The sequence below is a fragment of the Paenibacillus sp. FSL H8-0332 genome (assembly GCF_037963835.1).
GTDB classification, from domain to species: Bacteria; Bacillota; Bacilli; order Paenibacillales; family Paenibacillaceae; genus Paenibacillus_AQ; species Paenibacillus_AQ rhizoplanae.
This window is the reverse complement of the sequence record NZ_CP150145.1, coordinates 102,327-123,937: the sequence shown is the minus strand read 5'-3', so window position 1 is coordinate 123,937 and position 21,611 is coordinate 102,327. Positions and strand designations below refer to the sequence as shown.

21 protein-coding genes and 1 riboswitch are annotated in these 21,611 nt (G+C 55.6%); of the genes, 6 read left to right on the top strand and 15 right to left on the bottom strand.

Features of this window, described 5'->3' with window-relative positions:
* Positions 1-91 precede the first annotated feature (91 nt).
* From NST43_RS00540 to NST43_RS00505, 8 genes are all read right to left on the bottom strand, one after another.
* Positions 92-457, bottom strand: a complete 366-nt coding sequence (locus NST43_RS00540; RefSeq protein WP_036732785.1) for a metalloregulator ArsR/SmtB family transcription factor — start codon at positions 455-457, stop codon at positions 92-94.
* Positions 458-564: 107 nt separating this feature from the next.
* Positions 565-1,302 carry an ABC transporter permease gene (locus tag NST43_RS00535; protein WP_339221832.1) on the bottom strand — a complete coding sequence of 246 codons (738 nt, stop codon included), beginning with the start codon at positions 1,300-1,302 and terminating at the stop codon, positions 565-567.
* Between the two features lie 2 nt (positions 1,303-1,304).
* Positions 1,305-2,021: an ABC transporter permease gene (locus tag NST43_RS00530; RefSeq protein ID WP_209994412.1), complete on the bottom strand. Its 717-nt coding sequence runs from the start codon at positions 2,019-2,021 to the stop codon at positions 1,305-1,307.
* Positions 2,018-2,929 carry an ABC transporter ATP-binding protein gene (locus NST43_RS00525; protein ID WP_339221830.1) on the bottom strand — a complete coding sequence of 304 codons (912 nt, stop codon included), beginning with the start codon at positions 2,927-2,929 and terminating at the stop codon, positions 2,018-2,020. The genes NST43_RS00530 and NST43_RS00525 overlap by 4 nt, the downstream gene beginning before the upstream one ends.
* Before the next feature lie 78 nt (positions 2,930-3,007).
* Positions 3,008-4,426 (bottom strand): HAMP domain-containing sensor histidine kinase, encoded by a 1,419-nt coding sequence (locus NST43_RS00520; RefSeq protein WP_339221828.1) that lies wholly within the window; start codon positions 4,424-4,426, stop codon positions 3,008-3,010.
* On the bottom strand, positions 4,423-5,097 hold the full coding sequence (locus NST43_RS00515) for a response regulator transcription factor (protein WP_339225306.1): 675 nt from the start codon (positions 5,095-5,097) through the stop codon (positions 4,423-4,425). The genes NST43_RS00520 and NST43_RS00515 overlap by 4 nt, the downstream gene beginning before the upstream one ends.
* A 100-nt stretch (positions 5,098-5,197) precedes the next feature.
* Positions 5,198-6,232 (bottom strand): EAL domain-containing protein, encoded by a 1,035-nt coding sequence (locus NST43_RS00510; protein ID WP_339221826.1) that lies wholly within the window; start codon positions 6,230-6,232, stop codon positions 5,198-5,200.
* A gap of 208 nt (positions 6,233-6,440) precedes the next feature.
* Positions 6,441-6,860 carry a pyridoxamine 5'-phosphate oxidase family protein gene (locus tag NST43_RS00505; protein ID WP_339221824.1) on the bottom strand — a complete coding sequence of 140 codons (420 nt, stop codon included), beginning with the start codon at positions 6,858-6,860 and terminating at the stop codon, positions 6,441-6,443.
* Between the two features lie 159 nt (positions 6,861-7,019).
* On the opposite strand from NST43_RS00505, the gene NST43_RS00500 reads away from it, so the two are divergent.
* The 6 genes from NST43_RS00500 (at position 7,020) to NST43_RS00475 (ending at position 13,118) form a co-directional block, all read left to right on the top strand.
* A complete protein-coding gene (locus NST43_RS00500) occupies positions 7,020-8,204 on the top strand; it encodes an MFS transporter (protein ID WP_339221823.1) in 1,185 nt (394 codons plus the stop codon).
* A 47-nt stretch (positions 8,205-8,251) separates the two neighbouring features.
* Positions 8,252-9,703 (top strand): hypothetical protein, encoded by a 1,452-nt coding sequence (locus NST43_RS00495; RefSeq protein ID WP_339221821.1) that lies wholly within the window; start codon positions 8,252-8,254, stop codon positions 9,701-9,703.
* 72 nt (positions 9,704-9,775) lie between these two features.
* Positions 9,776-9,886: riboswitch (TPP riboswitch) on the top strand.
* A 149-nt stretch (positions 9,887-10,035) separates the two neighbouring features.
* Complete coding sequence (locus tag NST43_RS00490) at positions 10,036-11,109, top strand: ABC transporter substrate-binding protein (protein ID WP_339221819.1); 1,074 nt, start codon at positions 10,036-10,038, stop codon at positions 11,107-11,109.
* Positions 11,110-11,161: 52 nt separating this feature from the next.
* The gene (locus NST43_RS00485; RefSeq protein WP_209994420.1) at positions 11,162-11,455 is read left to right on the top strand and encodes an MTH1187 family thiamine-binding protein; all 294 of its coding nucleotides are present in this window, start codon (positions 11,162-11,164) and stop codon (positions 11,453-11,455) included.
* Positions 11,452-12,213: an ABC transporter permease gene (locus tag NST43_RS00480; RefSeq protein ID WP_209994421.1), complete on the top strand. Its 762-nt coding sequence runs from the start codon at positions 11,452-11,454 to the stop codon at positions 12,211-12,213. Before NST43_RS00485 ends, NST43_RS00480 begins: the two co-directional genes overlap by 4 nt.
* Positions 12,214-12,293: 80 nt before the next feature.
* Positions 12,294-13,118 (top strand): ABC transporter ATP-binding protein, encoded by an 825-nt coding sequence (locus NST43_RS00475; RefSeq protein WP_339225305.1) that lies wholly within the window; start codon positions 12,294-12,296, stop codon positions 13,116-13,118.
* Positions 13,119-13,379: 261 nt separating this feature from the next.
* On the opposite strand, the gene NST43_RS00470 is transcribed toward NST43_RS00475, so the two are convergent.
* From NST43_RS00470 to ltrA, 7 genes are all read right to left on the bottom strand, one after another.
* The gene (locus NST43_RS00470) at positions 13,380-13,982 is read right to left on the bottom strand and encodes a response regulator transcription factor (protein ID WP_339221818.1); all 603 of its coding nucleotides are present in this window, start codon (positions 13,980-13,982) and stop codon (positions 13,380-13,382) included.
* Positions 13,979-15,130: a sensor histidine kinase gene (locus NST43_RS00465; protein ID WP_339221816.1), complete on the bottom strand. Its 1,152-nt coding sequence runs from the start codon at positions 15,128-15,130 to the stop codon at positions 13,979-13,981. The genes NST43_RS00470 and NST43_RS00465 overlap by 4 nt, the downstream gene beginning before the upstream one ends.
* Positions 15,131-15,133: 3 nt before the next feature.
* Positions 15,134-15,874, bottom strand: coding sequence for an ABC transporter permease (locus tag NST43_RS00460; protein ID WP_339221814.1), 741 nt, complete (start codon positions 15,872-15,874; stop codon positions 15,134-15,136).
* Positions 15,871-16,782 (bottom strand): ABC transporter ATP-binding protein, encoded by a 912-nt coding sequence (locus NST43_RS00455; RefSeq protein ID WP_339221812.1) that lies wholly within the window; start codon positions 16,780-16,782, stop codon positions 15,871-15,873. Before NST43_RS00455 ends, NST43_RS00460 begins: the two co-directional genes overlap by 4 nt.
* 175 nt (positions 16,783-16,957) lie before the next feature.
* Positions 16,958-17,545, bottom strand: a complete 588-nt coding sequence (locus NST43_RS00450; protein WP_339221810.1) for a TetR family transcriptional regulator — start codon at positions 17,543-17,545, stop codon at positions 16,958-16,960.
* Between the two features lie 92 nt (positions 17,546-17,637).
* Positions 17,638-18,900, bottom strand: a complete 1,263-nt coding sequence (locus NST43_RS00445) for a prolyl oligopeptidase family serine peptidase (protein ID WP_339221809.1) — start codon at positions 18,898-18,900, stop codon at positions 17,638-17,640.
* Positions 18,901-19,796: 896 nt separating this feature from the next.
* Complete coding sequence (ltrA, locus tag NST43_RS00440; protein ID WP_339221615.1) at positions 19,797-21,089, bottom strand: group II intron reverse transcriptase/maturase; 1,293 nt, start codon at positions 21,087-21,089, stop codon at positions 19,797-19,799.
* Positions 21,090-21,611: the final 522 nt, after the last annotated feature.

The window sequence follows — 21,611 nt, the reverse complement described above, 5'->3', positions numbered from 1 at the left end:
GGCACATGTATTAAGTTTCCTGAAAATGAGAAAAAGGGCTGCCCAAGCCATTACCTGGCTTTGGGACAACCCTTTTTCCTGTCACAACAATCTATTCATGCCGGATATGCTCATGGGTCTGCAGGAAGATCTGCTCTACATGTGCATCATTCAGCGAATAATATACGGTCTTGCCTTCCTTGCGGCGCTTCACAATCCGCAGATTGCGCAGATAGCGGAGCTGATGGGAGACTGCCGACTGTCCCATATCCAGTATGGAGGACAAGTCATGCACACATAGCTCCTGCTGGGATAACGCGTAGATAAGCCGAACTCTTGTCGGATCACCCAGTGCCTTGAACATCTCTGCCATCTTATCTGTAATCTCGCGGTCCGGCAGAATCAAGGCCATCGATTCCGGTTCCAGTTCGGAACCATTACAGGTGTTATCGCATTCTTCAAGTGCCGCTGGTTCCATGCTCCCGCCCTCCTCCATATGCTCATCCGGCATCACCGGCGCTTAATAGTATCTTCTACGATTAATTATAGAAAAAATGGCGTCCAATGTCCATGGAGAAGGGAATCTTATACCGCCTTACGCCAAAAGGCTATCAAGCCAGCTCCCAGGAACAGAAGCAGGCTCCCCGACACGACAATCATCAGGCTCTCCAGCGGCAGGTTGAAGGCGCCGAAACGTTCTTCGCCGAAGGGGGACATGGCCAGCACCGGCTGTACCCATGGATAATAAGGACCGTAGGTGGAGGAATTGGCAATCAGCATATTGGGAATGGTGAAGCAGACATTCAGCGCCAGCGGAGCGCCGAAGCTGCTCCAGCCTTGAGATATCGCCAGTTGCAGGGCAGCCAGCGGCAGGCAGGCAAACCAGCCTCCGAACAGGCTGCTCATCAGCAGCCCCCAGGGAACTCCCCCTTCTGCACCCCGATACCATCCCACTCCCAGAACCCCTGCAAGAAACAGCAGCTGAACCGCACCCAGCAGCGCTACAATTAATGCATATTTGGCAAAATATACGGAGGTCCGTGTAACCGGAAGCGCCAGGAGCTGCTTCCAGCCACCGTCACTATGCTCATTGCGGCAGATTAAAGCGGCGAAGAGTCCAGAGAGTACCGGAAGAAACAGCAGCGCATGTACCGCTGACATCGTACTCAGCAGAACCTGCCAGGTTATCACCCTATCCTCTTGCATGTCCGAAAGCGCACCAATCGGCAGAGAGACCAGCGGACTGAGCAGAATTAACAGCCAGGTACGGAATCCGGCTATCTTCATGCACTCCGCAGACATTATTCGCAGAAAAGTCCGCATATTCAGTCCACATCCTTTCGCGCGAAATGTATGGCTCCAGGCAGGATTACCAGGAGTCCAAGCAACAGGCCGGCTCCGCTGAACAGCCAAGGACGCGGATCACTCCAGGCTAAGGCAGGCCAGGAGAGCGGGAACCATTCCGTGAAGTATAACCCGAACGGGCTGACCAGTGACAAAGTCAACCCCACCGATACCGGAAGAGTCTGGTTCCGGCTGGATAGAGACAGCCACAGCTGGAGTGCAATGATAGGCATGGCCGCAGCATAAGCGGCGAAGCCCATCCGCAGGACGTCCGCAAGCGGTATCGGCTGAGCACCGAATCCGAGCAGCAACCCGAGAATGACAGTCCCCGCCGACAGCAGCAGGCAGGACACGATAAGCAGCAGCAGACATAGCAGCAGCTTCGCCAGGAACACAGCCGTACGGGAGACAGGCAGCGCCAGGAGCTGCTTCCAGGCGCTGGTCTGATGCTCGACATTCGCAATCAGGGAGCAGATCAGTGTGCCTCCAAGATACAGGGCAATCGGTACAAACGGGACGACCTCACTGAGCAGGCCACCCCACAGGTCCTCCCGGTACTGCCCGCGAAGATAGTCATAACGGAGGCCGAAATTCAGTCCCTGCATGGCGATGAGGCCCAGCGGGCCAAGGAAGGCGAGGAACCATATGCCTTTGCCGCGGATCTTAAGCCAGTCCGCCGACAGCGCACGCCACATCATAGCTCCCCTCCCCCAACCACCTGCAGGAAGAATTCCTCCAGAGATTGCCTGTGCTCCTCTACCCTGTAGATCGCGTGGCCCTCCTCGACCAGCTCTTTGACCAACAGCGATACTCTGGCATCACTCATCCGGGGCAGGACCAGCCGGCCCTCCTGCAGCTCGCCGCCGCAGCCGCGCCGCACCGCCGTCATCAGCGCAGTCTCCGGCTCGGATAACGCCAGGCGCAGATGGCCGGCCGCCTGCTGCTGGAGATGGGCAATAGTATCCTGGTAGACCATCTGCCCCTCGCGGATAATGCCGACCGTACCGGCCATCTGCTCAATCTCGCTCAGCAGATGGCTGGATACCAGAACTGTAATGCCCTGCTCGCCGGGCAGCCGCTTAATCAGGGAGCGGATCTCCTGTATGCCTGACGGGTCCAGCCCGTTAGTCGGCTCATCGAGAATCAGCAGCTCCGGGCTGCCCAGCAGAGCTGCCGCTATCCCCAGCCGCTGCTTCATACCCAGTGAAAAGCCCTTGACCGGCCGCTTCTCCTCCCCGGTAAGCGATACGATCTCCAGCACCTCGGCAATGCGCACCTTGGGCACACCCAGAATCCGGCGGATCGCCTCCAGGTTGTCCCATGCACTCAGATGCCCGTAATAGGACGGCGATTCCACCAGCGAGCCTATCTTGCGCAGAATCTGCATCCGGTTCGCACGCAGCTCCTTGCCGAAGATTTCAATCCTGCCGGAGGTCGGCTTGATCAGGCCGAGCAGCATGCGGATAGTTGTTGTTTTGCCGGCACCGTTCGGCCCGAGGAACCCGTAGATTTCCCCTTTTGTAATATTGAGATTCAGGTTCTTCACAGCCGCACGGCCGCGGTATTCCTTAAGCAGATTTCTTGTCTCTATCACTGTATCCTTCATTCTCTTCACCTCGGTAACAGCATAACGCCCCAAGGTTAAAAGCACGGAAGCAGCAAGTTTAAATTTTGTTTAAATTGTTCAGGCGTCCCGCTTCCAGATCACAACCTCGGTACCCTTCGCCGTACTCTCCATGCTCCATTCCAGGTCCATCCGCTTCAGCAGCAGATCGACAATCGACAGTCCCAGACCTGCTCCGGCGGAATCCGAGCTCTGCTCCAGGCCGCCGCCGTGATCCGAAATGATAATCACCCGGTTGCCCTCACGGATCTCCGTAAGAATTCCTACATATAATCCGCTGCGTGCATGACGCAGAATGTTCTGGAACAGGTTATCCAGCACCCTACGGAACCAGGTGTCATCGACCTCCCAATACAGCGGCGCAGCCTCCAGATCAATGTCAATCCGGTACCCCTCCTTCTCCCAGACGGGATACCAGGCGGCGGCGCTCTCCCGTACCAGTCTCAGCACATCCCGGCGTTCCAGAGTCAGCGCAATGCGTCCACTGTTCAGCAGATTGTAGGACAGCAGGTTCTCAATCAGGATGCCAAGGCTCTCAATCCGCTGATCCATCAGCTCCAGGGAGGACTGGCCGCGTGTTGACAACGGCTCCTTGCCCAGTACATGGAGGTGGCTGCGAATGACGGTCAGCGGAGTCCGCAGATCATGCGACAGATCGGCTACCAGCCGCTTGCGCAGCGCCTCTTCTTCCGCCTCCCTTGCACGGCCTGCCTTAAGCTCCGTCACCATAGTATTAAACGCTTCCTCCAGATGCCCGATCTCATCCGGCTTCCCCGGCGGAACAATCTGCGGTAAGCCCTCCTGCCCGGTGAACACCATAGCGGTCTGCAGCCGCAGCAGCCTTCTGCGGATCATGATGAAGAAGAACCAGGAGCTGGTGATGAACAGCAGGAAGAACACCAGCATGGCAATCGAATACCATTTATCCAGTCCTGCCGCATATTTGCTCTTCGTAATATCCTCAGGAATCTGCATAACCATGAAGCCCTCTGCGGCCTCTGCCCGGTCTCCTATAAATGCGACAATCGCCAGCGGCTTCAGCGCCGCACTGTCCTTCATGAAGGCTACCGCTTCAGCGGCGCTCCACTGGGCGGGAACAGCCGGAGCCTCTCCCGTCAAGAACAGCGGCGGTCCTGAAGGCTCTGTCACCAGCTGTGTTTTCCCCGCATGATCGACCCAGAATATTCTGGACAACGGATAGGCTTCGCTTAAGACCGACAGCCGCCGGGTGATATCCGCAGGGGGCTGGTCAAGGAGCTTGCGGGCTTCCTCATGCCACATCATCTCCAGCTTATCCACACTGGAATACTGCTTATACTCCTTGGGTGGACTTGTATGAGTAAGCCCCCCGAAGATGCTGTACACTGCAATCGTCAGCGGAATAACAACCGGCACGAACAGCAGTGCAGCTACGATAATGAGCAGATAGCGAAAAAGCAGCGAACGGTGCAGCAGCTGGAAACGCCCTGCCCCCTTCACCCTCTCACCCGGTAGCCGATTCCCCTCACGGTCTCAATAATCTCCGGCGCGGCCGGATCAAGCTCCAGCTTCTCGCGCAGATAACGGATATGTACCATCAGCGTCTTGTCGCCGTCGATATAGCTCTCCCCCCAGACCGCTTCATAGATCTGCTCCTTGGTCAGAATCTGGCCCAAATGCCGCAGCAGATAAGAGAAGATCTGAAACTGCTTGCCGGTAAGCATAATCTCCCGTCCGGTCGCAGCTTCCGTGACCACACTGCTCCCCGGTCTGACAACCAGATGCTTAAGGGTCAACTGAGCGGGCGCAGCAGCGCCGCTTCTTCTCAGCAGAACCTCGATTCTCGCCGCCAGCTCATCGGGATGAAACGGCTTGGTCAGATAATCATCGGCGAAGTCCAGCCCCTGAAGCTTATCGTCAATGGAGGTGCGCGCCGAGAGCATCAGAACCGGCAGCTCCGGATAAGCCCGCTTCAGCCGCTGGCCGACGGTGAAGCCGTCCAGCCCCGGCAGCATCACATCCAGAATCGCCAGCTGGCAGCCCTCTGCGGCTTCAAGCGCTCCGTCCCCGCTCTCCAGCCAGCGCACAGCATATTCCCGTTCCCGCAGATCTGCCGCTACGACACTGCCGATCTCCCGGTCATCTTCTACGTACAATAGGGTTACACTCACGTTGTTCTCCATCCTTTCTTCCTTCTAAGTGACATCACAAATCCCCGGATACCGGCAGCCTTGGGGTCTGCCTGCATCCGGGGAGAATCATCCTTACTGTTCAGGCCGTAATTCCGAATCGCCCCGGCGGCTTATCCTCCGGCAGCCCGAACAGATAGCCTTGTCCCAGATCCATGCCCAGATCACGGCAGACCAGGAATTCCTCACGGCGTTCAATGCCTTCGGCCAGCAGGCTTGCACCGAATTGTCCTGCCCTGGAGATAATCTCCCTTAGCATCCGCTGCTTCTCCTCATCCCGGTCACAGAAGCTGATCAGACTACGGTCAACCTTGACATAATCGGGCTGGAGGCTGGACATCAGCTCTAGCGTCGAGTAGCCCGCGCCGACATCATCCAGCGCAACCCGCATCCCCTGCTGTCGGTATTCGGCGAAAATGGCGCGCAGATGTGCAACATCGCTGATCTGCTCCGTCTCCACTACTTCAAATACATAATCCTCCGGGTTCTGGTCCAGCCTCCGGATCGCCTCGAAGGTATGAGTAAGACAATACTTGGGATTATAAATAGAAGAGGGCAGGAAGTTAATGAACCGCTTAATGCCCTTGGGCAGCAGCTTACTGCCGGTCTCTATCGCCGAGATCCGGGCGGCCCGGTCAAGGAAGGAATGAAACCCTGTACGGCGGGCAATTTCAAACAGCTCATAGGGCTGAAAATAACTGCCCTGGGGCAGCGGGCGCAGCAGAAATTCAAAGCCGACAATCTCCTCGCTGAAATTCACAATCGGTTGCATGTGGCTGCAGAAATCATGGCTCATAATGATGGACACCAGATTCTCATTAGCGAAACGGACCTTCAGCTGATCGAAGGTCAGCCACCGGTCCGGAGCCGCAGGGGCGCCTTTGCTCTTAACGCATACGGATAAGGAGTCCGCTATGTCCTTAGCCGCCACCAGCATTTCTATAAGCTTCAATAGCTCTTCCTTACGATGATATGGAATGATACAGGTCTTGCTTGTCTGAAATGCTTCATAACCGGCATTTCGGATGGCAGCAGCCAGCGGATCAGAACAGGGGCGGAGCTTCAGCTCCCCTTGATCCTCTATCGGGTCGATGTCAGCACAGTCAACACAGTTCATGCCATTCCCCTCCGCTTCATGATGTCGATAACCTGAGGTCATTATAGCATGATTCCTCCGGCACAATCAGGAAAGCAGCAGCAGAAAGGGCCCCCTATGAACCATGAAGGTCCCTAAGAGGCCCGGGTTGCCGGGCTATATAATACTTAGGCTTAGGCGGGACTTATCCGTTACCGGACACCGCCACCTTTTTGCCAAAGACAGCCGCTTAAGACTGCCACACCCCATGCTCACCGTTCTTGCCCATATATTCAATCCGTGACGGAGACAGCTCAAGAATGACATAATCGGGATCATCCGGTCCCTTGAACCATTTCTCCAGGGACTCATTCCATACCTTAGAGCGCAAGCTATCATCCTTCGTCACAGCAACCGTAGCTTCAATCTCCAGTACATCCTTGCCACCGCCCTGTTCATAGCCCAGCAAGAGACTAGCATTCGGATTATCCTGAAGCTCTTCTACCTTATGAGTCTTGCGGTTAGTTGCCAGATAGATGGACAGTCCGTCATGAAATATCGCCATGTAACGCACCTTAGGCTTATTACCGGCCTCAATCGTGCCGAAGGAACCGAACCTGTTGTCGTCCAGCACCTGTATGATTGTTTTCTCCAGCTCTTTGTTATCCATTGACGTCACAGCTCCCTTCAAATTCATGTGAATATAAGTTTATATATTCACGTCCACGGTTTGGATTTATGATTAACCTGTGCCTAATATAGTGTACCCTTCCCGTTCATTCTGAATCCCGGCATCTGTTCATAAATTGATTAATAAGGAGTCTTATCCTTGAAAAAACTAATCTGGATCGGCTGTCTCTCCTATTTCGTAATCGGCCTCGCCCATGTCGTCCTGGGCTCCATTCTGCCAGTGCTGCTCCAGCATTATGACCGCAGCTACAGTGCAGGGGGCGAGCTGATCTTCAGCCAGTTCGCGGGCTTCCTGGCCGGCGTACTGGTCTCGCCGCTGCTGAACCGGCGGTTCGGCAAGCGCGGCGGCATTCTGATTGCCACCGGCCTGCTGTTCTGCGCCGAAATTGCCTACGCCTTCCTCCCGCCCTGGGGCTGGATGTACGTAATTGCCGTAGCCGCAGGGTTCGGCTTCGGGATGATCGAAGCCGTCATCGGCACGATTATTATAGCCGCAGTCACCGAAGGAACGGCGGTTGCCATGAGCAGGCTGGAGGTGCTGTTCGGTGTCGGGGCGCTGATCATGCCGCTGGCGGCCAGTCCGCTGATTGCCGCAGGACAGTGGAGGCTGGCCTTCCTGATCGTTGCCGCCTGCTCCCTTCTCTCGCTGCTCTTCTGGGCGAAGAGCAGATTCGGCCCGCTGGACAGCGCGCTGAATGAGCGGCCTGCCCGCCCTGACCGCGCGGCGGCAGCGGAAGCGGGAACCACCAGACGGTCGTCCTTGCCCTACAAGGGCAAGCAATGGGTCGTGCTTGGCTTGTTCATTCTGTTCTTCTTTCTCTATGTAGGCACCGAGATGAGCCTGGTGAACTTCATGCCGGCGATCTTCATCGCGAAGCTGGGCATGAGCGAGGCCGCGGCTGCGCTCACGGTGACCTTCTTCTGGCTGGCCATGTCGGCAGGCAGACTGTTCGCCGGTGTCATCGCCGAGAAGATTTCCTACCGCATCTATGTGCTCATCAGCTGCTTTGCCGCTTTGCTGCTGCTCGTTATTTTCCCGTTCGCCGGTCACCGGCTTGCCGCATTTGCGATCATCCTGCTGCTTGGCCTGTTCATGTCCGGCATCTTCTCGATCGCGCTGGTCTTCTCCAGCAAGCTGCTGCCCGGCGCGGAAGAATCGACGCCCAGCATTATGATCGCCTCCGGCGGAATTGGCGGCGCGGTGCTGCCGCTGCTGACCGGCTGGTCCATGGATCATATGCAGATTGCCCAGACGTCGGGGCTATTGGCCACTTTTGCCGCCCTTTTATTCCTCCTAAGTGTGACCGCCTGGAGAATCGGGTAATATAGCTAACAAGATCCATATTCTGCGAAGAAGGATGGAACACCCACATGGTTGAACTGCATTCTGAACCCACCCTGCATACAGCGTTGCTGCAATTTATTTTCCCCTTCTCCATCAAGCCCGGACAGGATAAAGAGCTGATAGCAAGTCTGCAGAAGGATGGGTTCACGCGTTTTTTTCTCGATAACAAGGAACTGGAGAATGCCTATTACGGAGAAGGCTACTGCGTGTCCCATGAGAAAATGGAGCGCAGCTATCTGCCGTTTGCCGCTCATGTGCTGTTTCCGCGTGAGAAGGACAGCGATTCCTTCCGCCGCTTTTCCCGGGTAAACGATCTGCCGTGCCGGCTGGAAATGCTCTTCGAGTCTGTGAATTTCCGGATTCTGTCCACCGATGTGTTCCTCTGCCCATTTGAGCTGGGCTTTCTGACCATAAGAGTGGCTATCGAGGAGAAAAACCTTCCCTTCAGCACTGTGCTGGAATTCGCTGACCGGTTCCGAACACTGGAGGATGTGTGTTATCAGGATAAACATGCCTTTATCCATTGCCAGGAGAAGTCCTTCGGCCGGGTGGAGGATTTCGTGTTCAAGAATCTCGTCTCCGGTCTGGAGCCGTTTCTCGACCCTGCGGAGATTGATGGCGCGTATTTCGAGACCCTGCCTTTTTTCGTGGATGAACGGATGCTGGTGCAGGCCTTCTATGGCTTCAACCGTGAGGAAGAGCTGGATGAGATAAGTGTAGAGCTGCGCTACCGTGCCTCCCAGCTGGATGGGCTGACTATAGACGGTAAACCTTTTACCAGTGCGAGTGATCCTGAGTATATCGAGCAGTACACCCGGGAGCATTGCTATAGCCGCTGGGGGCCGGACACCTATTATATGACGAACGAGCAGACCTTCTGCTGCCTGAGCCGGGCGAAGCCCGATATTGCCACGGAGCTGGTCAACCAGATGTACGGAGAGTATTATTATGGACTGCTGCTGAGTATTTTTCATAAAATCGTGCTGCTGAAGCTCGCCAATCTGCATTCCCGGCTGCGCATCAACCACGATTACGACGAGATCGAGAATCTGATCTTTCTGATCAATAAATTTTCCGCCAAATTCTATTTTCTGGAGCTGATCTCGCAGTCGCAGGGGCGGGAGATTTTTTTCCAGCTGCGCAAGGTTTACGGCAATGATGCTCTGTTCGATGAAGTGAAGATGACCCTGAATGATCTGTTTCAGTATCAGGACAAATTCCAGGCCAAACGCCGGGATACGCTCCTGATGGTGCTCACCGTATTTACGGTCATCAGCGGAATCTACGGGATGAATCAGGTCATCGAGGATCTGAAGGGCCAGATCGACTGGAGCAAAATGCTGGAGTACTCCGTATTCGAATATCTGGCTCTGTTCCTGACCTTTTCGGGGATCGCGGTCAGTATCGGCTTAACACTGCGGGAGGCGCGGAATGGAATCCGCAGCCGCCGCAAAAGGCGGTACTATGATAAGGATTGAATAGACGGCTCTGGACAACCGCGAAGCTGCCGTCTATAATACACCGTAAGAACATAGCAATACCCGTGAACTTTATAGAACCAGGGGTGCTGGAATTGGCCGGCTGAGATTGTATCCCACAAGATACTGACCCTTATACCTGATCTGGATAATGCCAGCGTAGGAATCTTCATTCGGCACAGTGCCTTAAGCGGTACTGAAGCTGAAGTCCCCTCACGCAAGTCACTGGCGTCCCGATCTTCGGGACGCTTTTTTGATTCTAAGGATGTACAGGAATAAGGTTTCTGTAAGCTCTGAAGACCAGGGGTTGCTGGAAGGAGAGAGAAAGAGAAATGGGAGTCAAAAAAACAGTCACACTACTGCTCAGCTCCATGCTGCTGCTCACCGTAGCGGGATGTGGCGGCGGGAACAACAGCGGCAATGCAGGAGCCAGCGCACCTGCTGCCGGGAACAGCACGGCTGCGCCTGATGCATCCGCAGCCGCACCCACGGATGCACCTAAGGCGCTGACGCCGGTCAAGATTGCCCTGGACTGGACGCCGAACACGAATCATACCGGCCTGTATGCAGCTAAGGAGCTTGGCTATTACGCGGAGGAAGGTCTTGACGTTCAGATTGTACAGCCTGGTGCTGCCGGGTCCGACACGATGGTCACTTCCGGTGAAGCCCAATTCGGCATCAGTGCCCAAGAGGCGCTGACCCTGGCTCGTCTGCAGGATGTGCCGCTGGTATCAATTGCTGCAATCATTCAGCATAACACCTCCGGCTTCGCGGCTCCGAAGGACCGCAATATTAAGACGCCGAAGGATTTTGAAGGTAAAACGTACGGAGGCTGGGGCTCCCCTGCGGAGCAGGCTGCCATGAAAGCCATCATGGACCCCGAAGGCGGGGATGTCTCCAAGGTGAAGCTGGTGAATATCGGCGAAGCGGACTTTTTCACAGCCGTGAAGCGGGATATTGACTTCGCCTGGATCTTCTACGCCTGGACCGGGGTGGAAGCTGAGCTGCGCGGGGAGCCACTGGATATGCTGTATCTGAAGGATTACGCTCCGCAGCTGGATTACTACACCCCGGTACTGACGACCAGCGAGAAGGAGATCGCCGAGCATCCTGAAGTGGTGAAGGCATTCCTGAAGGCTACGTCAAAAGGCTATCAGTACGCCATCGACCACCCGGAAGAAGCCGCGACGGTCTTGTCCGATGCTGTACCTGATCTGGACCCCAAGCTGGTGCTGGCCAGCCAGAAATGGCTTAGCCCGAAATACAAGGAAGACGCCCCGCGCTGGGGTGAGCAGAAGCTTGAGATCTGGAAGAATTACGCCGACTGGATGTACGGCCTGAAGCTGCTGGATAAGCCGCTGGATGCGGAGAGTACGTTTACGAATGAATTTTTGCCGGAATCATAATGAACCCGCATGGCGGGAATCTTACACTTAACTTGGAGAGGAAGGATTCATCATGGCTAACACACTGCTTAGCATTCAGGTAATTCCCAAGACACCGAACAACGAGGATTCCATCCCTTACGTGGACAAGGCTATAGAGGTCATTCAGAAATCAGGCGTGAAGCATCAGGTGAATCCGCTGGAGACCACGATGGAAGGCGAACTGTCCGAGCTGCTGGATATCGTGCGTGACATGCATGAGGCGCTGATCGCTTCCGGCAGTCCGAGTGTGATCTCACAGATCAAGATCGCCCATAATCCGGGCGGCATCAGCATGGATAAGCTGACGGAGAAATACCGGCCGTGAGAAGCACCTGGAAGCTAGTGTGGCCGCCCTTTGTGGCGGTCCTCTTTTTTGTCGGGATATGGCAGCTATCGGTCATGCTGTTCGACATCCCGGCCTACCAGTTGCCGAGTCCCACGGATATCGCGCGTGAGTCGAAGAACAACGCCTCCGGGATCTGGGAGCACACCGCTGCTACGCTGCGGCTGACCCTGATCGGCTTCCCGGTCGGCACGGGCATCGGCCTCTTCACCGCCCTGCTGCTGCATCTGCTGCCCTGGCTCAAGAGAGCGTTCTATCCGCTGCTGATCCTCAGCCAGAATGTGCCCTCCCTTGCGCTGGCCCCGCTGCTGATTATCTGGTTCGGCTTCGGCCTGCTGCCCAAAATCATCCTGATCACCCTCGTCTGCTTCTTCCCCGTAGCTGTTGCAGCCATGGGCGGGCTGGCCCAAAGCGACCGGGTGATGATGAATTATATGAAGATGGCCGGTGCGGGCAAGTGGCAGATCTTCACCAAGCTGGAGCTTCCCGGCTCGCTTCCCTCTCTGTTCTCGGGCCTCAAAATCTCCGCCACCTATGCCGTTATGGGCGCGGTGGTGGCCGAATGGATCGGCGCTGACAAGGGCATCGGCTACTATTTGCTGCTGCAAAAGGCCTCTTACCGTGCGGACCGGATGTTCGTAGCCATCGCCATTATCGTGCTGCTAAGTCTCGTATTATTCGCACTCATTGCCCTGCTGGAGAGATGGCTGGTGCGCTGGAAGCCGCGCAAGGAAGCTTAAGAAGCACGAGAGGATAATCCAAAACGGAATCAGAAATAATCAACTGAAGGAGGCTAAGCCAAGTGTCTGAGCTTACGAGGATTGAACTGGATAAGGCGGACGGAGACGGACGCCCTAAGGTAAGGAATACACCGCCTGCACTGGAAGTCAGCGGCATCTCCAAGTCATTCACGCACCGCCGCCGGGAGACGCAGGTGCTGAATCAGGTGTCCCTGACCGTGGAGCCGCAGGAATTCGTCTCCATTGTCGGCCCGTCCGGCTGCGGCAAAAGCACGCTGTTCCATATTATCGGCGGCCTTACGCTGCCCGATACTGGAACCGTACGCATGAACGGCATCCCGGTGACCGGGCAGCGCGGTAAGATCAGCTATATGCCGCAGCAGCCCGCGCTGTTTCCGTGGCGCAGCACACTGGACAACGTCCTGCTTGGCGGCGAGCTGCAAGGCGCCCCGCAGCGGGAGGCCCGCGAGGCTGCGCGCCACTGGCTGGCGAAGATCGGCCTCGGCGGCTTCGAGCGGGCCTACCCGCACATGCTGTCCGGCGGCATGCAGCAGCGGGCCGCCTTCCTGCGGGCCATGCTCGCGCCGCAGGAGCTGATGCTGCTCGATGAGCCGTTCAGCGCGCTCGATGCGCTGACGCGCGAGCAGATGCAGCGCTGGCTGCTGGAGCTGTGGGAGGAGAACCGCCGTTCCGTGCTGTTCATCACGCACAACATCGAGGAGGCGCTGCTGCTCTCCACCCGCATCTACGTCTTCTCGGGACGTCCCGGCTCCGTCCTCCACACCGTGGAGGTCCCCTTCCCGCGTCCGCGCCGCGAAGAGATCGCCGATTCGCCGGAGTTCCTCCGGATGCGGCGCCAGCTCTCAGAGTGGATGCGCGAGGAGCAGGCGAAGAGCCAGAGCTAAGAGGGGTTGCTGCGCTGGTGATTTGGCACTACCTGTAGTCTGTAGCGGCATAACTCTGCCTGATTGTATTTACTACAATAGAATCTGCAATATTCCAGGCAAAATTCACTTCTGCTGTATTTTATACAGCAGATTTTTGTTTACTTGCCCATAAACACCACTTTCGCAGATTTCTGCTGTACAGCGTACAACAGATTCGATTTTGCTGCGGATTCAGGGGACATCTGTTGTACTAATTACAATTGAGCTAATTTAGCCGCCTTACATCCAGCCCTTCTCCTCCGCCAGCCGCACGGCTTCGATCCGGGTCTTGACCGCAAGCTTGCTGAGGATCTCCGAGATGTAGTTGCGGACGGTGCCGTAGGAGAGGTGGAGCGCCGCGGCGATCTCTCCGGCGCTCCGGCCCGCGGCGGCCAGCTTCAGAATCTCCCGCTCCCGGTCCGAGAGCGGGTTCTCTTCGCGCAGGCTGCCGAAGACCAGCTCGGGTGAGACCTCGCGGCCTCCGGCCATCACGCGGCGGATGGCATCCGCCAGCTTATCCACCGGCTCATCCTTCAGCAGATACCCCTGAATTCCGGCCTTCACCCCGCGCTCGAAATAGCCGGGACGGGCGAAGGTGGTCAGGATAATAATCTTGGTGGCGCAGCCCCGCGATTTCAGTATCTCCGCCACCTCCAGGCCGCTCATCAGCGGCATTTCAATATCCATCAGGCATACATCCGGCTGGACACGTTCGATCAGGGCCAGCGCCTCCGCCCCATCCCCGGCTTCGCCCGCCACCTCAATATCATCCTCCAGATCAAGCAGCGATGCCATTGCGCCGCGCAGCAGCCGCTGATCCTCGGCAATTATGATCCTGATCATGCCGTTTCCCCATCCTTTCCATTAACTACCCGTGGTATTACCACCGTCAGCCGGGTTCCCCCGCCGGGTCCCGGAGCAAGCGTCAGCGAGCCGTCAATCAGGGCCAGCCGCTCGCCCATCCCCTTCATGCCGTTGCCGTCCCGGCGCTCCGTCCCTTGCGAACCGCCGGCTTCTACCCCTATGCCGTTATCCTCCAGCGTAATCTGTACCTCGCCGGGTGTCATTACGATGCTAATCCGGCACTGGTCCGCACGGCTATGCTTGACGATATTGGTGATTCCCTCCTTGATACAGAGGCTGAGAATACTCTGCGTCAGATCGGATACGCCCGGCAGTGCTGCATCTCCCTCTACCTCAAGCGCGATCTCCGCGCTGCGCAGCATCTCCGTCGCCTCGGCCAGCTCTTCGGCGACTGAGACCGCGCGCATCTCCGAGACCAGCTCCCGTACTTGGCGCAGCGCAGCCCGTGAGGTCCGCTGGATCTCTCGCGCTTCCGCCTGCGCCCGCTCAGGATTCTTGACGACCAGCTTCTCGATCAGCTGGCTCTTAAGCGTAATAAGCGACAGTGTGTGTCCCATCGTGTCATGCAAATCGCGGGCGATGCGCATCCGTTCCTCGCGCTTGATCATTTCCTTGATCTGCTCGTTGGCCTGGTCCAGCTCCTTCTCCAGCACCCGCCGCCGGTTAATGGAGCGGATGCCGAAGGGCGTGATCAGCATCATTAGCGCAAATGGCAGCATGAACAGGATATCCGGGCCATACACCTGCGGCAGATAGAACAGGCCCAGTCCGGCCAGCACGGCGGTAAACGCCGCCAGAGCCCGTCTGAACCGGCGCATATCGGTATACCAGCCTACAAAGTTACTGGAGAAGAAGCCCATATACATATTGTAGGGGCTATAGACTACGGTTAGCACGACAATAATCAGCAGCTGCAGTCCCAACCAGGCCGTATACATTCTATCTTCCGCCCAATAGAGCTGGCGGTACGTCACCAGGAACAGCAAGAGCAGCGCATAACCCGCCATCAGCTTATAGCCGCTGTAGCCAGCGAAATTCATCACCGGGAACACCAGATAGATCAGCCAGATATAGGGGAAGAAACCGAACCTTTCCGGAAAGACCCGGAACTGCTGACGCGCCACCATGGATTACACCGCTTCCTGTTTTCGCCTTATATAGACCGATAATAACATAAATACAGCCAGGTAACCGAGCAGCAGCAGCACGGCCTTCCACGACGGGGAACCTCCCGCTACAATCGCCCAGGCCCCAGCTCCATAATTGTAGGACGGCAGCCAGTTCCCGATCTTCTGCATCAGCTTAGGCATAATGTCGAGAGGCATCCACATGCCCCCGGCCACCGCCAGCCCCATATAGAGCACATTGCTCACTCCGCTCGCCGTATCCACCCGCTTCATGGACCCGATAATCGTACCCAGCGCCAGAAAAGGCAGAGAGCCAGCAAGCAGCCACAGTCCGCTAAGCAGCCACTCCGAGGCAGTTAGCGATACCCCGTTAATCAGATACCCGGCTGCGAAAATACACAGAATCGAGAACAGATGCATGACGCTCTGACCGAACATTTTGCCGAAAAAATATACTGAGGACGGCAGCGGAGTAATGCGGATAAACGTATTCCAGCCCTGCGTCTGCTCCTGCACCAGCCGGATGCCGAGGGTCATAATCGCCGAGCCCATCACGCTGAAGGCCGCCATCGACATCAGATAATGCGCCTGCCACTGCTTCGTATCGTCCGCCCCCGTATTCACCACCCGCGTGAAGATGAAGTAGAACATAATCGGCATGAGCAGCGACCAGAATACATAATAGGGATTGCGGATAATCCGCAGCAGCTCTGCCTTGCACTGGGCCATCATAGGTTTTATCATACTGCCGCCTCCTCTGGATTCAGGGTCAATTGCTCGAACGCTTCATCCAGCTTCCCCTGGTCAATCCGTACATCCTGCACGGCCAGCCCGTTCACGAAAATAGCCCGCAGCGCCTCATCCGTATTCCCTGTCGTCACATGCAGCCGTCCATCCTTCTCGTAGCAGCCTTCCACTGCTGGCAGCTCCAGCAATTGATTGCGCAGCAGCGCCGGGTCGCCGAGCGCCAGGAAGGACAGCGACTTTTTGACCAGTCTCGCCTTAATCTCATCCGGGCTTCCGTCCGCCGCCAGCACTCCCCGGTTGAACAGCAGAATCCGGTCCGCGATATCCTCAGCCTCCTGAAGATAATGGGTGCTGAACAGAATCGTCTTGCCCTGATCGGCCAGTCCCCGCACCCTCTCCCAGAAATGCCGCCGGGCCATCGTATCCAGCCCCACCGTCGGTTCGTCAAAAAACAGCAAATCCGGGTTACCCGCCAACGCCAGCGCGAAGCTGAGACTGCGTTTTTGCCCGCCGGAGAGCTTCTCCGCATAGCGGTTCAAATCTCCCGCTCCAAGGCCCGTGGCCTGAAGCAGCGTCTCCATCTCCATAGGCTTGGGATAATAGCTGCGGATCAGGGCCAGAATCTCCCGGACCTTCAGCCGGTCCATGACACTGACCTCCTGGAGCATGGCTCCGGTCCGCTGCTTCACCCTGACGTCTGCCGGCTTAAGACCGAACACCTTCACGCTGCCCTCCGAGGGCTCAAGCAAGCCAAGAAGCATCGCCAGTGTGGTGGTTTTGCCGGCTCCGTTAGGGCCAAGCACCGCTGTGATCGAGCCGCGGCTAATGCTGAAGCTCACCTGCTTCACCGCTTGCTTCTCCTGGAAGCTGCGGCTGACATTCTTCATTTCAATGACATGTTCCATCGTGTATCCCTCCGTGTCCTTCTGCCCTCTTGGCTATATTGCTATAGTACCGGAGACCGGAGTGGAGCATCAGTATGGACTGTCATCGATTCAAAGTGACAACTGTCACCCGGCAAAAACAAAGCGCTCCTGTCCACGATTCCGTTATCGTAGCAGGAGCGCCTCCGTGTGCATATTACTCAAACCTCAATCGCCCAATCGCCTGTTCCAGCATGTCGTTCAGCGTCTCCCCTCCGGGAGGGGCGCTTACCCAATGGAAAACCGCTGCGCGTATCGCCGCCATGAGCAGCGAGGCCAATAAGGTGGGATAGAGATCAAGCTTCAAATCCTTATGTGTACGTTCCGCGATCACCTTGGCGAGCTCCCGCTCAATCTCGATCTCCACCTTGCGCGTCGCGCCGAACAATGCCGGATCATCGCGGAGAAGGACGATGCGCGCATACCACTGCCGGTCTGTAGTCTCAGCGAATCCTTCAAGTACAGCGGAGCGGATTGAGTCCTGAAGCGGTTCATCAGCAGGGCGGCCGGCAAGGGTAGTAGCAACCCGCTCGGAACGCTGATACGCATTGCCGACCATCGCAGCCTCTTTGGACGCAAAATAGTTATTGAACGTCCGCATGGAGACATTCGCGGCTGCGGCAATATCCTCCACCCGGACCTGACTGGCTCCTCTCTCCATGGCTAGACTACATGCTACATCACTCAGCGTCCGCCTGGTTTCTTCCTTCTTACGTTCTCTCAAGCCCGGTTTCTCAGTCGTCATGGCACTCTATTGCTCCAATCCTTATATGTAGTCAAAGATCTGCGGTGCTGAAAGGACAGCACCACAGATCCGGCCCGAACCTGCAGAATTGCTTACTGCGCCGGTTGTAGCTGAATGTTATAATCCAGCACCTCGTCCAGCCAGTCAAACATCACCTGGTAGCTGAGCGGCAGATTATTCAGCTGGCAGTGCAGGTCGGCACCATCCTCTTCCGTCCCCTTGAAGATCGCGTTCTTCTTGTTCGGAGCCTTCTCGTAAGTGTCTCTCGCCTGCCGCTGCATCTCAGGATGCTCCGCTTCAGAATACATGGAGAGCAGGGGACATTTGACGTCCTTCGGGTCCACTTCGATGGCTTCCCTGGCTAGATGATACCATTCGGCAATACTGTCGAAGCCGTGCGACCAAGCCGATGCGGCGAACAGGACCTGGCCGGTGTATGGCATTTTCTTAGTCTGCTCCGCCGCTTCTTCTGCACTGCCCCGGAGAAACGAAGGCATACCACGTTCAATGAAGGACGCCATGGAGTACACCGGTGAGTTGGGCACTGCCGCTGCGAAGCGGTCGTCACAGCTGGCATGCACCATCGTCTTGGCCCCGCCATAGCTCATGCCGCTGACCACCAGCCGCTCAGGGTCCACATCCGGACGGGCCAGAACGAAATCCGTGGTGGCTCTGTAGACATTATGCAGCTCCTCGCGCGGGAAGTTCCGGGCTGTCGCCTCCGGCTCATAGAATCTGACACATACATCATAAGGAAGATCTACGATCAGCGCGTTGTATCCCCGGTCAATAGCCGCTTGCCCTCCGAGAAAATAGGTGTCTTCCTTATGCGTCTCCCCGCCATTATGGAAAATTATTGTTGGCTTAGGCGCATTACCGTGTTCCGCCTTCAGAAAGCAGCCCGGGAACTTATACCCCTTGTATTCCACCTCGACCCATTCATGGGGAATTTGCTCAGACTTCGCATCCAGCGCCTTGCGGAAGCATTCCACACTTTTGCCGTGATACCGCGCGAAATCCGGTTCGCCGGGAAAAGCTCCATAGAAGGCTGCCCTGTAATACGAATGGGCACGGATGAATGCCTCACCGGCGCTGATCAGATGGCCCTTCTTCAGACTTCGTTCTGCGGTTGCCTCCACCTTGGCCGCTTCCTGCTCGAATTCATTCTTCCAGCTGGTAATAGAGTTCGGGTCGATCTGCCGCGCCAGCTTGAATAATTCCCCCTGTGCCACGCCGCCGCAGTGTGCAAACGACAGCAGCCACTGGAACGTGAAGTCAATATCATCGCGTTCGAAGAATACCTTGTGCGTCAAACGTGCAGCCACCTTTGTCTCTTGCCCATCTACCTGTACCATATCATTCTCCTCCTTCTCCAATCTATCATTTCAAGATCATCCACAGCACACACAGCCGCGAAGCGGAGAGGGAATTAGGCTACGGCGCGATTCCGGGCCCGGGTGTTGGCGTCCAGCGAAATCCAACCTCTTCCCAGATTTTAGCGCATTCCATATTTTTGCGCAACACGCAATTTTTCTTAATGCGCATTTTCGAGGAGCGTAAATTTGTTAAACGGGAGAATTACGTTCCGCGCGCGGTCGCCCAATGGGTTCGGTTTAATACGGTTACATTTGGTCCTCGCGACTCCCGTCAGCTCATTGTAATCGGTTTTTCGATTACATTCGGCACGCTTGCCTCCGCTCGAGACCATTGTGCTCGGTTTTCTGCATACATTTGGAACTCGCTCCCTCCCGCCAGCCCACTATTTTAGGTTTTCCGCATACGTTCTGAGAGATTTCCCGTTCTCATAGCGGCGCTCTGCCTGTCACTGGCCAATTTGAGAGTTTTTACTCTCAGCAACCGCTTGTATATGGTAGCATTGTTGCAGTTTTTGCAGGATTTCTCCAGATACGTTACTGGCTGCGGCGCAATGTTGCAGGATTTGCAGGAATTTTGGTGTTTTGAGCAAGTTAGCGTTGGCATAGTTGCATTTCGTGCAGGATTTCTGCATAGGCCGCTTATATTGGGCAGCATTGTTGCACTTCTTGCAGGAAATTTCAATATTTGTTATTGGCTGTGGCGTATTGAGCCTGCGTTCCTTCACGCCAGCCTAAAGTATTCGGTTTTACGCATACGTTCGGTCCATCCTCGTCCTAGAGTAAAGGGCTGGATTAACCAGCCCCTCCTCATCAAACCGTACGTGAGGTTTTCCCTCATACGGCTTTCCGATGTTTGTCATTCATGAGCATGCAGATCACAATAGCGTTTTTAGTCCATTCATGTTGGCTATATACTTGACTTCAGATAGTGAACTCATCCATCTTCTGCGCTGTCTCTTCTTCGCGTACCACCGGGTTAATCGCTGCAGAATATACCAGTCTAGCTTAGCTAATCTCTTTTGGCTGTAGTTCGTGTAGTAATAATTTCTCCATCCTTGTATCTTCGGATTGAGCCATTTCACGTGTTCCGCAAACGATTTAGATCGCATGCCGGGCGGTGCTAATCTATCTTTGACCACGCCTCGAATACGTTCCTCTGCCTTCTTCGTTAGCCACTGCTGGGTGGTATAGTACACCTTCCCTTGAGAGGTTTCTGCTTTCGTTTTTCGGTGGTGCATTCCTAAGAAGTCGAATCCTTCCTCTCCTGTCCACAGGCCTACAATGCGAGTTTTGACCGGGTGTAAGGTTAACTCTAGACGTTCCATAATCCTGCTTATGAGCTCATAAGCATGTTCGGCGTCCTTTTTGGTTTTACAGACCACCACCAGGTCGTCTGCATACCTTGTCAGTTCTCCCAACCCCCTTCCGTATTTCTCCCATAGTCGGTCAAAGTAATTCAGATAGATATTCGCCAGTAGCGGTGAAATCACCCCACCTTGCGGTGTGCCTAAATCGGAACGCCTTACGTTTCCTTCTTCCATCACACCCGCTTGAAGCCACTTCCGTATTAATTTCAGGATTCGCCTGTCATTGATACGCATTTGTACCAATTTCATAAGTTTCTCCTGGTTAATGTTGTCGAAGTAGCCTTGGATATCGACGTCGACTACCCAATTCCCTTTGCGGTTGCAGGCTTTCCGGATTCGATCCAGCGCTCCTTTCGCACTTCGCTTCGGGCGAAATCCGAAGGATACTTCTTCGAAGTCTGCTTCAAAGATCGGTTCAATCACGAGTTTCGTTGCCATCTGTATGACTCGGTCGCGCACCGTCGGGATACCCAGCGGTCTTTGTTTCCCGTCTTTCTTTGGGATATAGTGCCGCCGTACGGGCTCTGGATCGTAGCTACCTGCTTTCAATTCTCGCTCACAGTCCTTCAGGAACCGTATTTCTCCTTGTGCTTCAATATCTGCGAGCGTCACGGCATCTACTCCAGCCGCTCCCTTGTTTGCCTTAACTCGTCTCCAGGCTTCACTCAGCACATCCCAGCGATAGACTTTGTCGTACAGCGCATGGAATTTACGCTTGTTGTTCTCCTTGGCCGCATGACCTAGCTTTTCTTGGAGTTCTTGAACTTTTTCTTTGGGTGTCGTTAGCCGGTTGGCATTCACTCACTCGTACCTCCTCCAAAAGCGTAAACAAAGCAGGGCTCCTTCCCTCCCTAAGGTTATGTTGTCCTTAGGTTCTTCGGTACTACGAGCCCCTCGGACTCCCTTCCCACAGACGGTTCATTTCGTCTTTTGGACTTATAGAGCGCCTATTTACGGGTTTCTAAAAAAAAAAAAACCCCCGTGTGGGGGAGGGTCTCCCCAGTTCACTGCATTATCTTTCAACCCATGCCGATCCCTATACCCCGGAGGATTCTTCACTGTTGTTCCAAGTTCTGTACAGCTTCCTTGGCCTTCGTCCATGAAAGCGGGACTCGGCTTCCTCTCTTCCCCTTCGCAGGGCCTTTTTGACGACGCGGCAGGATTCACTTGATGTTACGGCCTGGGTTGTTGCTCGCCCAGTCTCTGACCGGTACTTTTGTCGATGCGCTTTTACACACAGATTTCGCCATGCGCAAGCATCCTAGCTACAAGAGTGGCTTGGCCCCTCTCTTGGTTGGACTTGCACCAACTAGATAATGCGTG

Coding starts and splice junctions, on each gene's coding strand:
- NST43_RS00540 (WP_036732785.1), bottom strand. CDS start 457: ATGGAACCAGCGGCACTTGAAGAATGCGATAACACCTGTAATGGTTCC.
- NST43_RS00535 (WP_339221832.1), bottom strand. CDS start 1,302: ATGCGGACTTTTCTGCGAATAATGTCTGCGGAGTGCATGAAGATAGCC.
- NST43_RS00530 (WP_209994412.1), bottom strand. CDS start 2,021: ATGATGTGGCGTGCGCTGTCGGCGGACTGGCTTAAGATCCGCGGCAAA.
- NST43_RS00525 (WP_339221830.1), bottom strand. CDS start 2,929: ATGAAGGATACAGTGATAGAGACAAGAAATCTGCTTAAGGAATACCGC.
- NST43_RS00510 (WP_339221826.1), bottom strand. CDS start 6,232: ATGAACTGTGTTGACTGTGCTGACATCGACCCGATAGAGGATCAAGGG.
- NST43_RS00505 (WP_339221824.1), bottom strand. CDS start 6,860: ATGGATAACAAAGAGCTGGAGAAAACAATCATACAGGTGCTGGACGAC.
- NST43_RS00495 (WP_339221821.1), top strand. CDS start 8,252: ATGGTTGAACTGCATTCTGAACCCACCCTGCATACAGCGTTGCTGCAA.
- NST43_RS00490 (WP_339221819.1), top strand. CDS start 10,036: ATGGGAGTCAAAAAAACAGTCACACTACTGCTCAGCTCCATGCTGCTG.
- NST43_RS00485 (WP_209994420.1), top strand. CDS start 11,162: ATGGCTAACACACTGCTTAGCATTCAGGTAATTCCCAAGACACCGAAC.
- NST43_RS00470 (WP_339221818.1), bottom strand. CDS start 13,982: ATGATCAGGATCATAATTGCCGAGGATCAGCGGCTGCTGCGCGGCGCA.
- NST43_RS00465 (WP_339221816.1), bottom strand. CDS start 15,130: ATGGTGGCGCGTCAGCAGTTCCGGGTCTTTCCGGAAAGGTTCGGTTTC.
- NST43_RS00460 (WP_339221814.1), bottom strand. CDS start 15,874: ATGATAAAACCTATGATGGCCCAGTGCAAGGCAGAGCTGCTGCGGATT.
- NST43_RS00455 (WP_339221812.1), bottom strand. CDS start 16,782: ATGGAACATGTCATTGAAATGAAGAATGTCAGCCGCAGCTTCCAGGAG.
- NST43_RS00450 (WP_339221810.1), bottom strand. CDS start 17,545: ATGACGACTGAGAAACCGGGCTTGAGAGAACGTAAGAAGGAAGAAACC.
- NST43_RS00445 (WP_339221809.1), bottom strand. CDS start 18,900: ATGGTACAGGTAGATGGGCAAGAGACAAAGGTGGCTGCACGTTTGACG.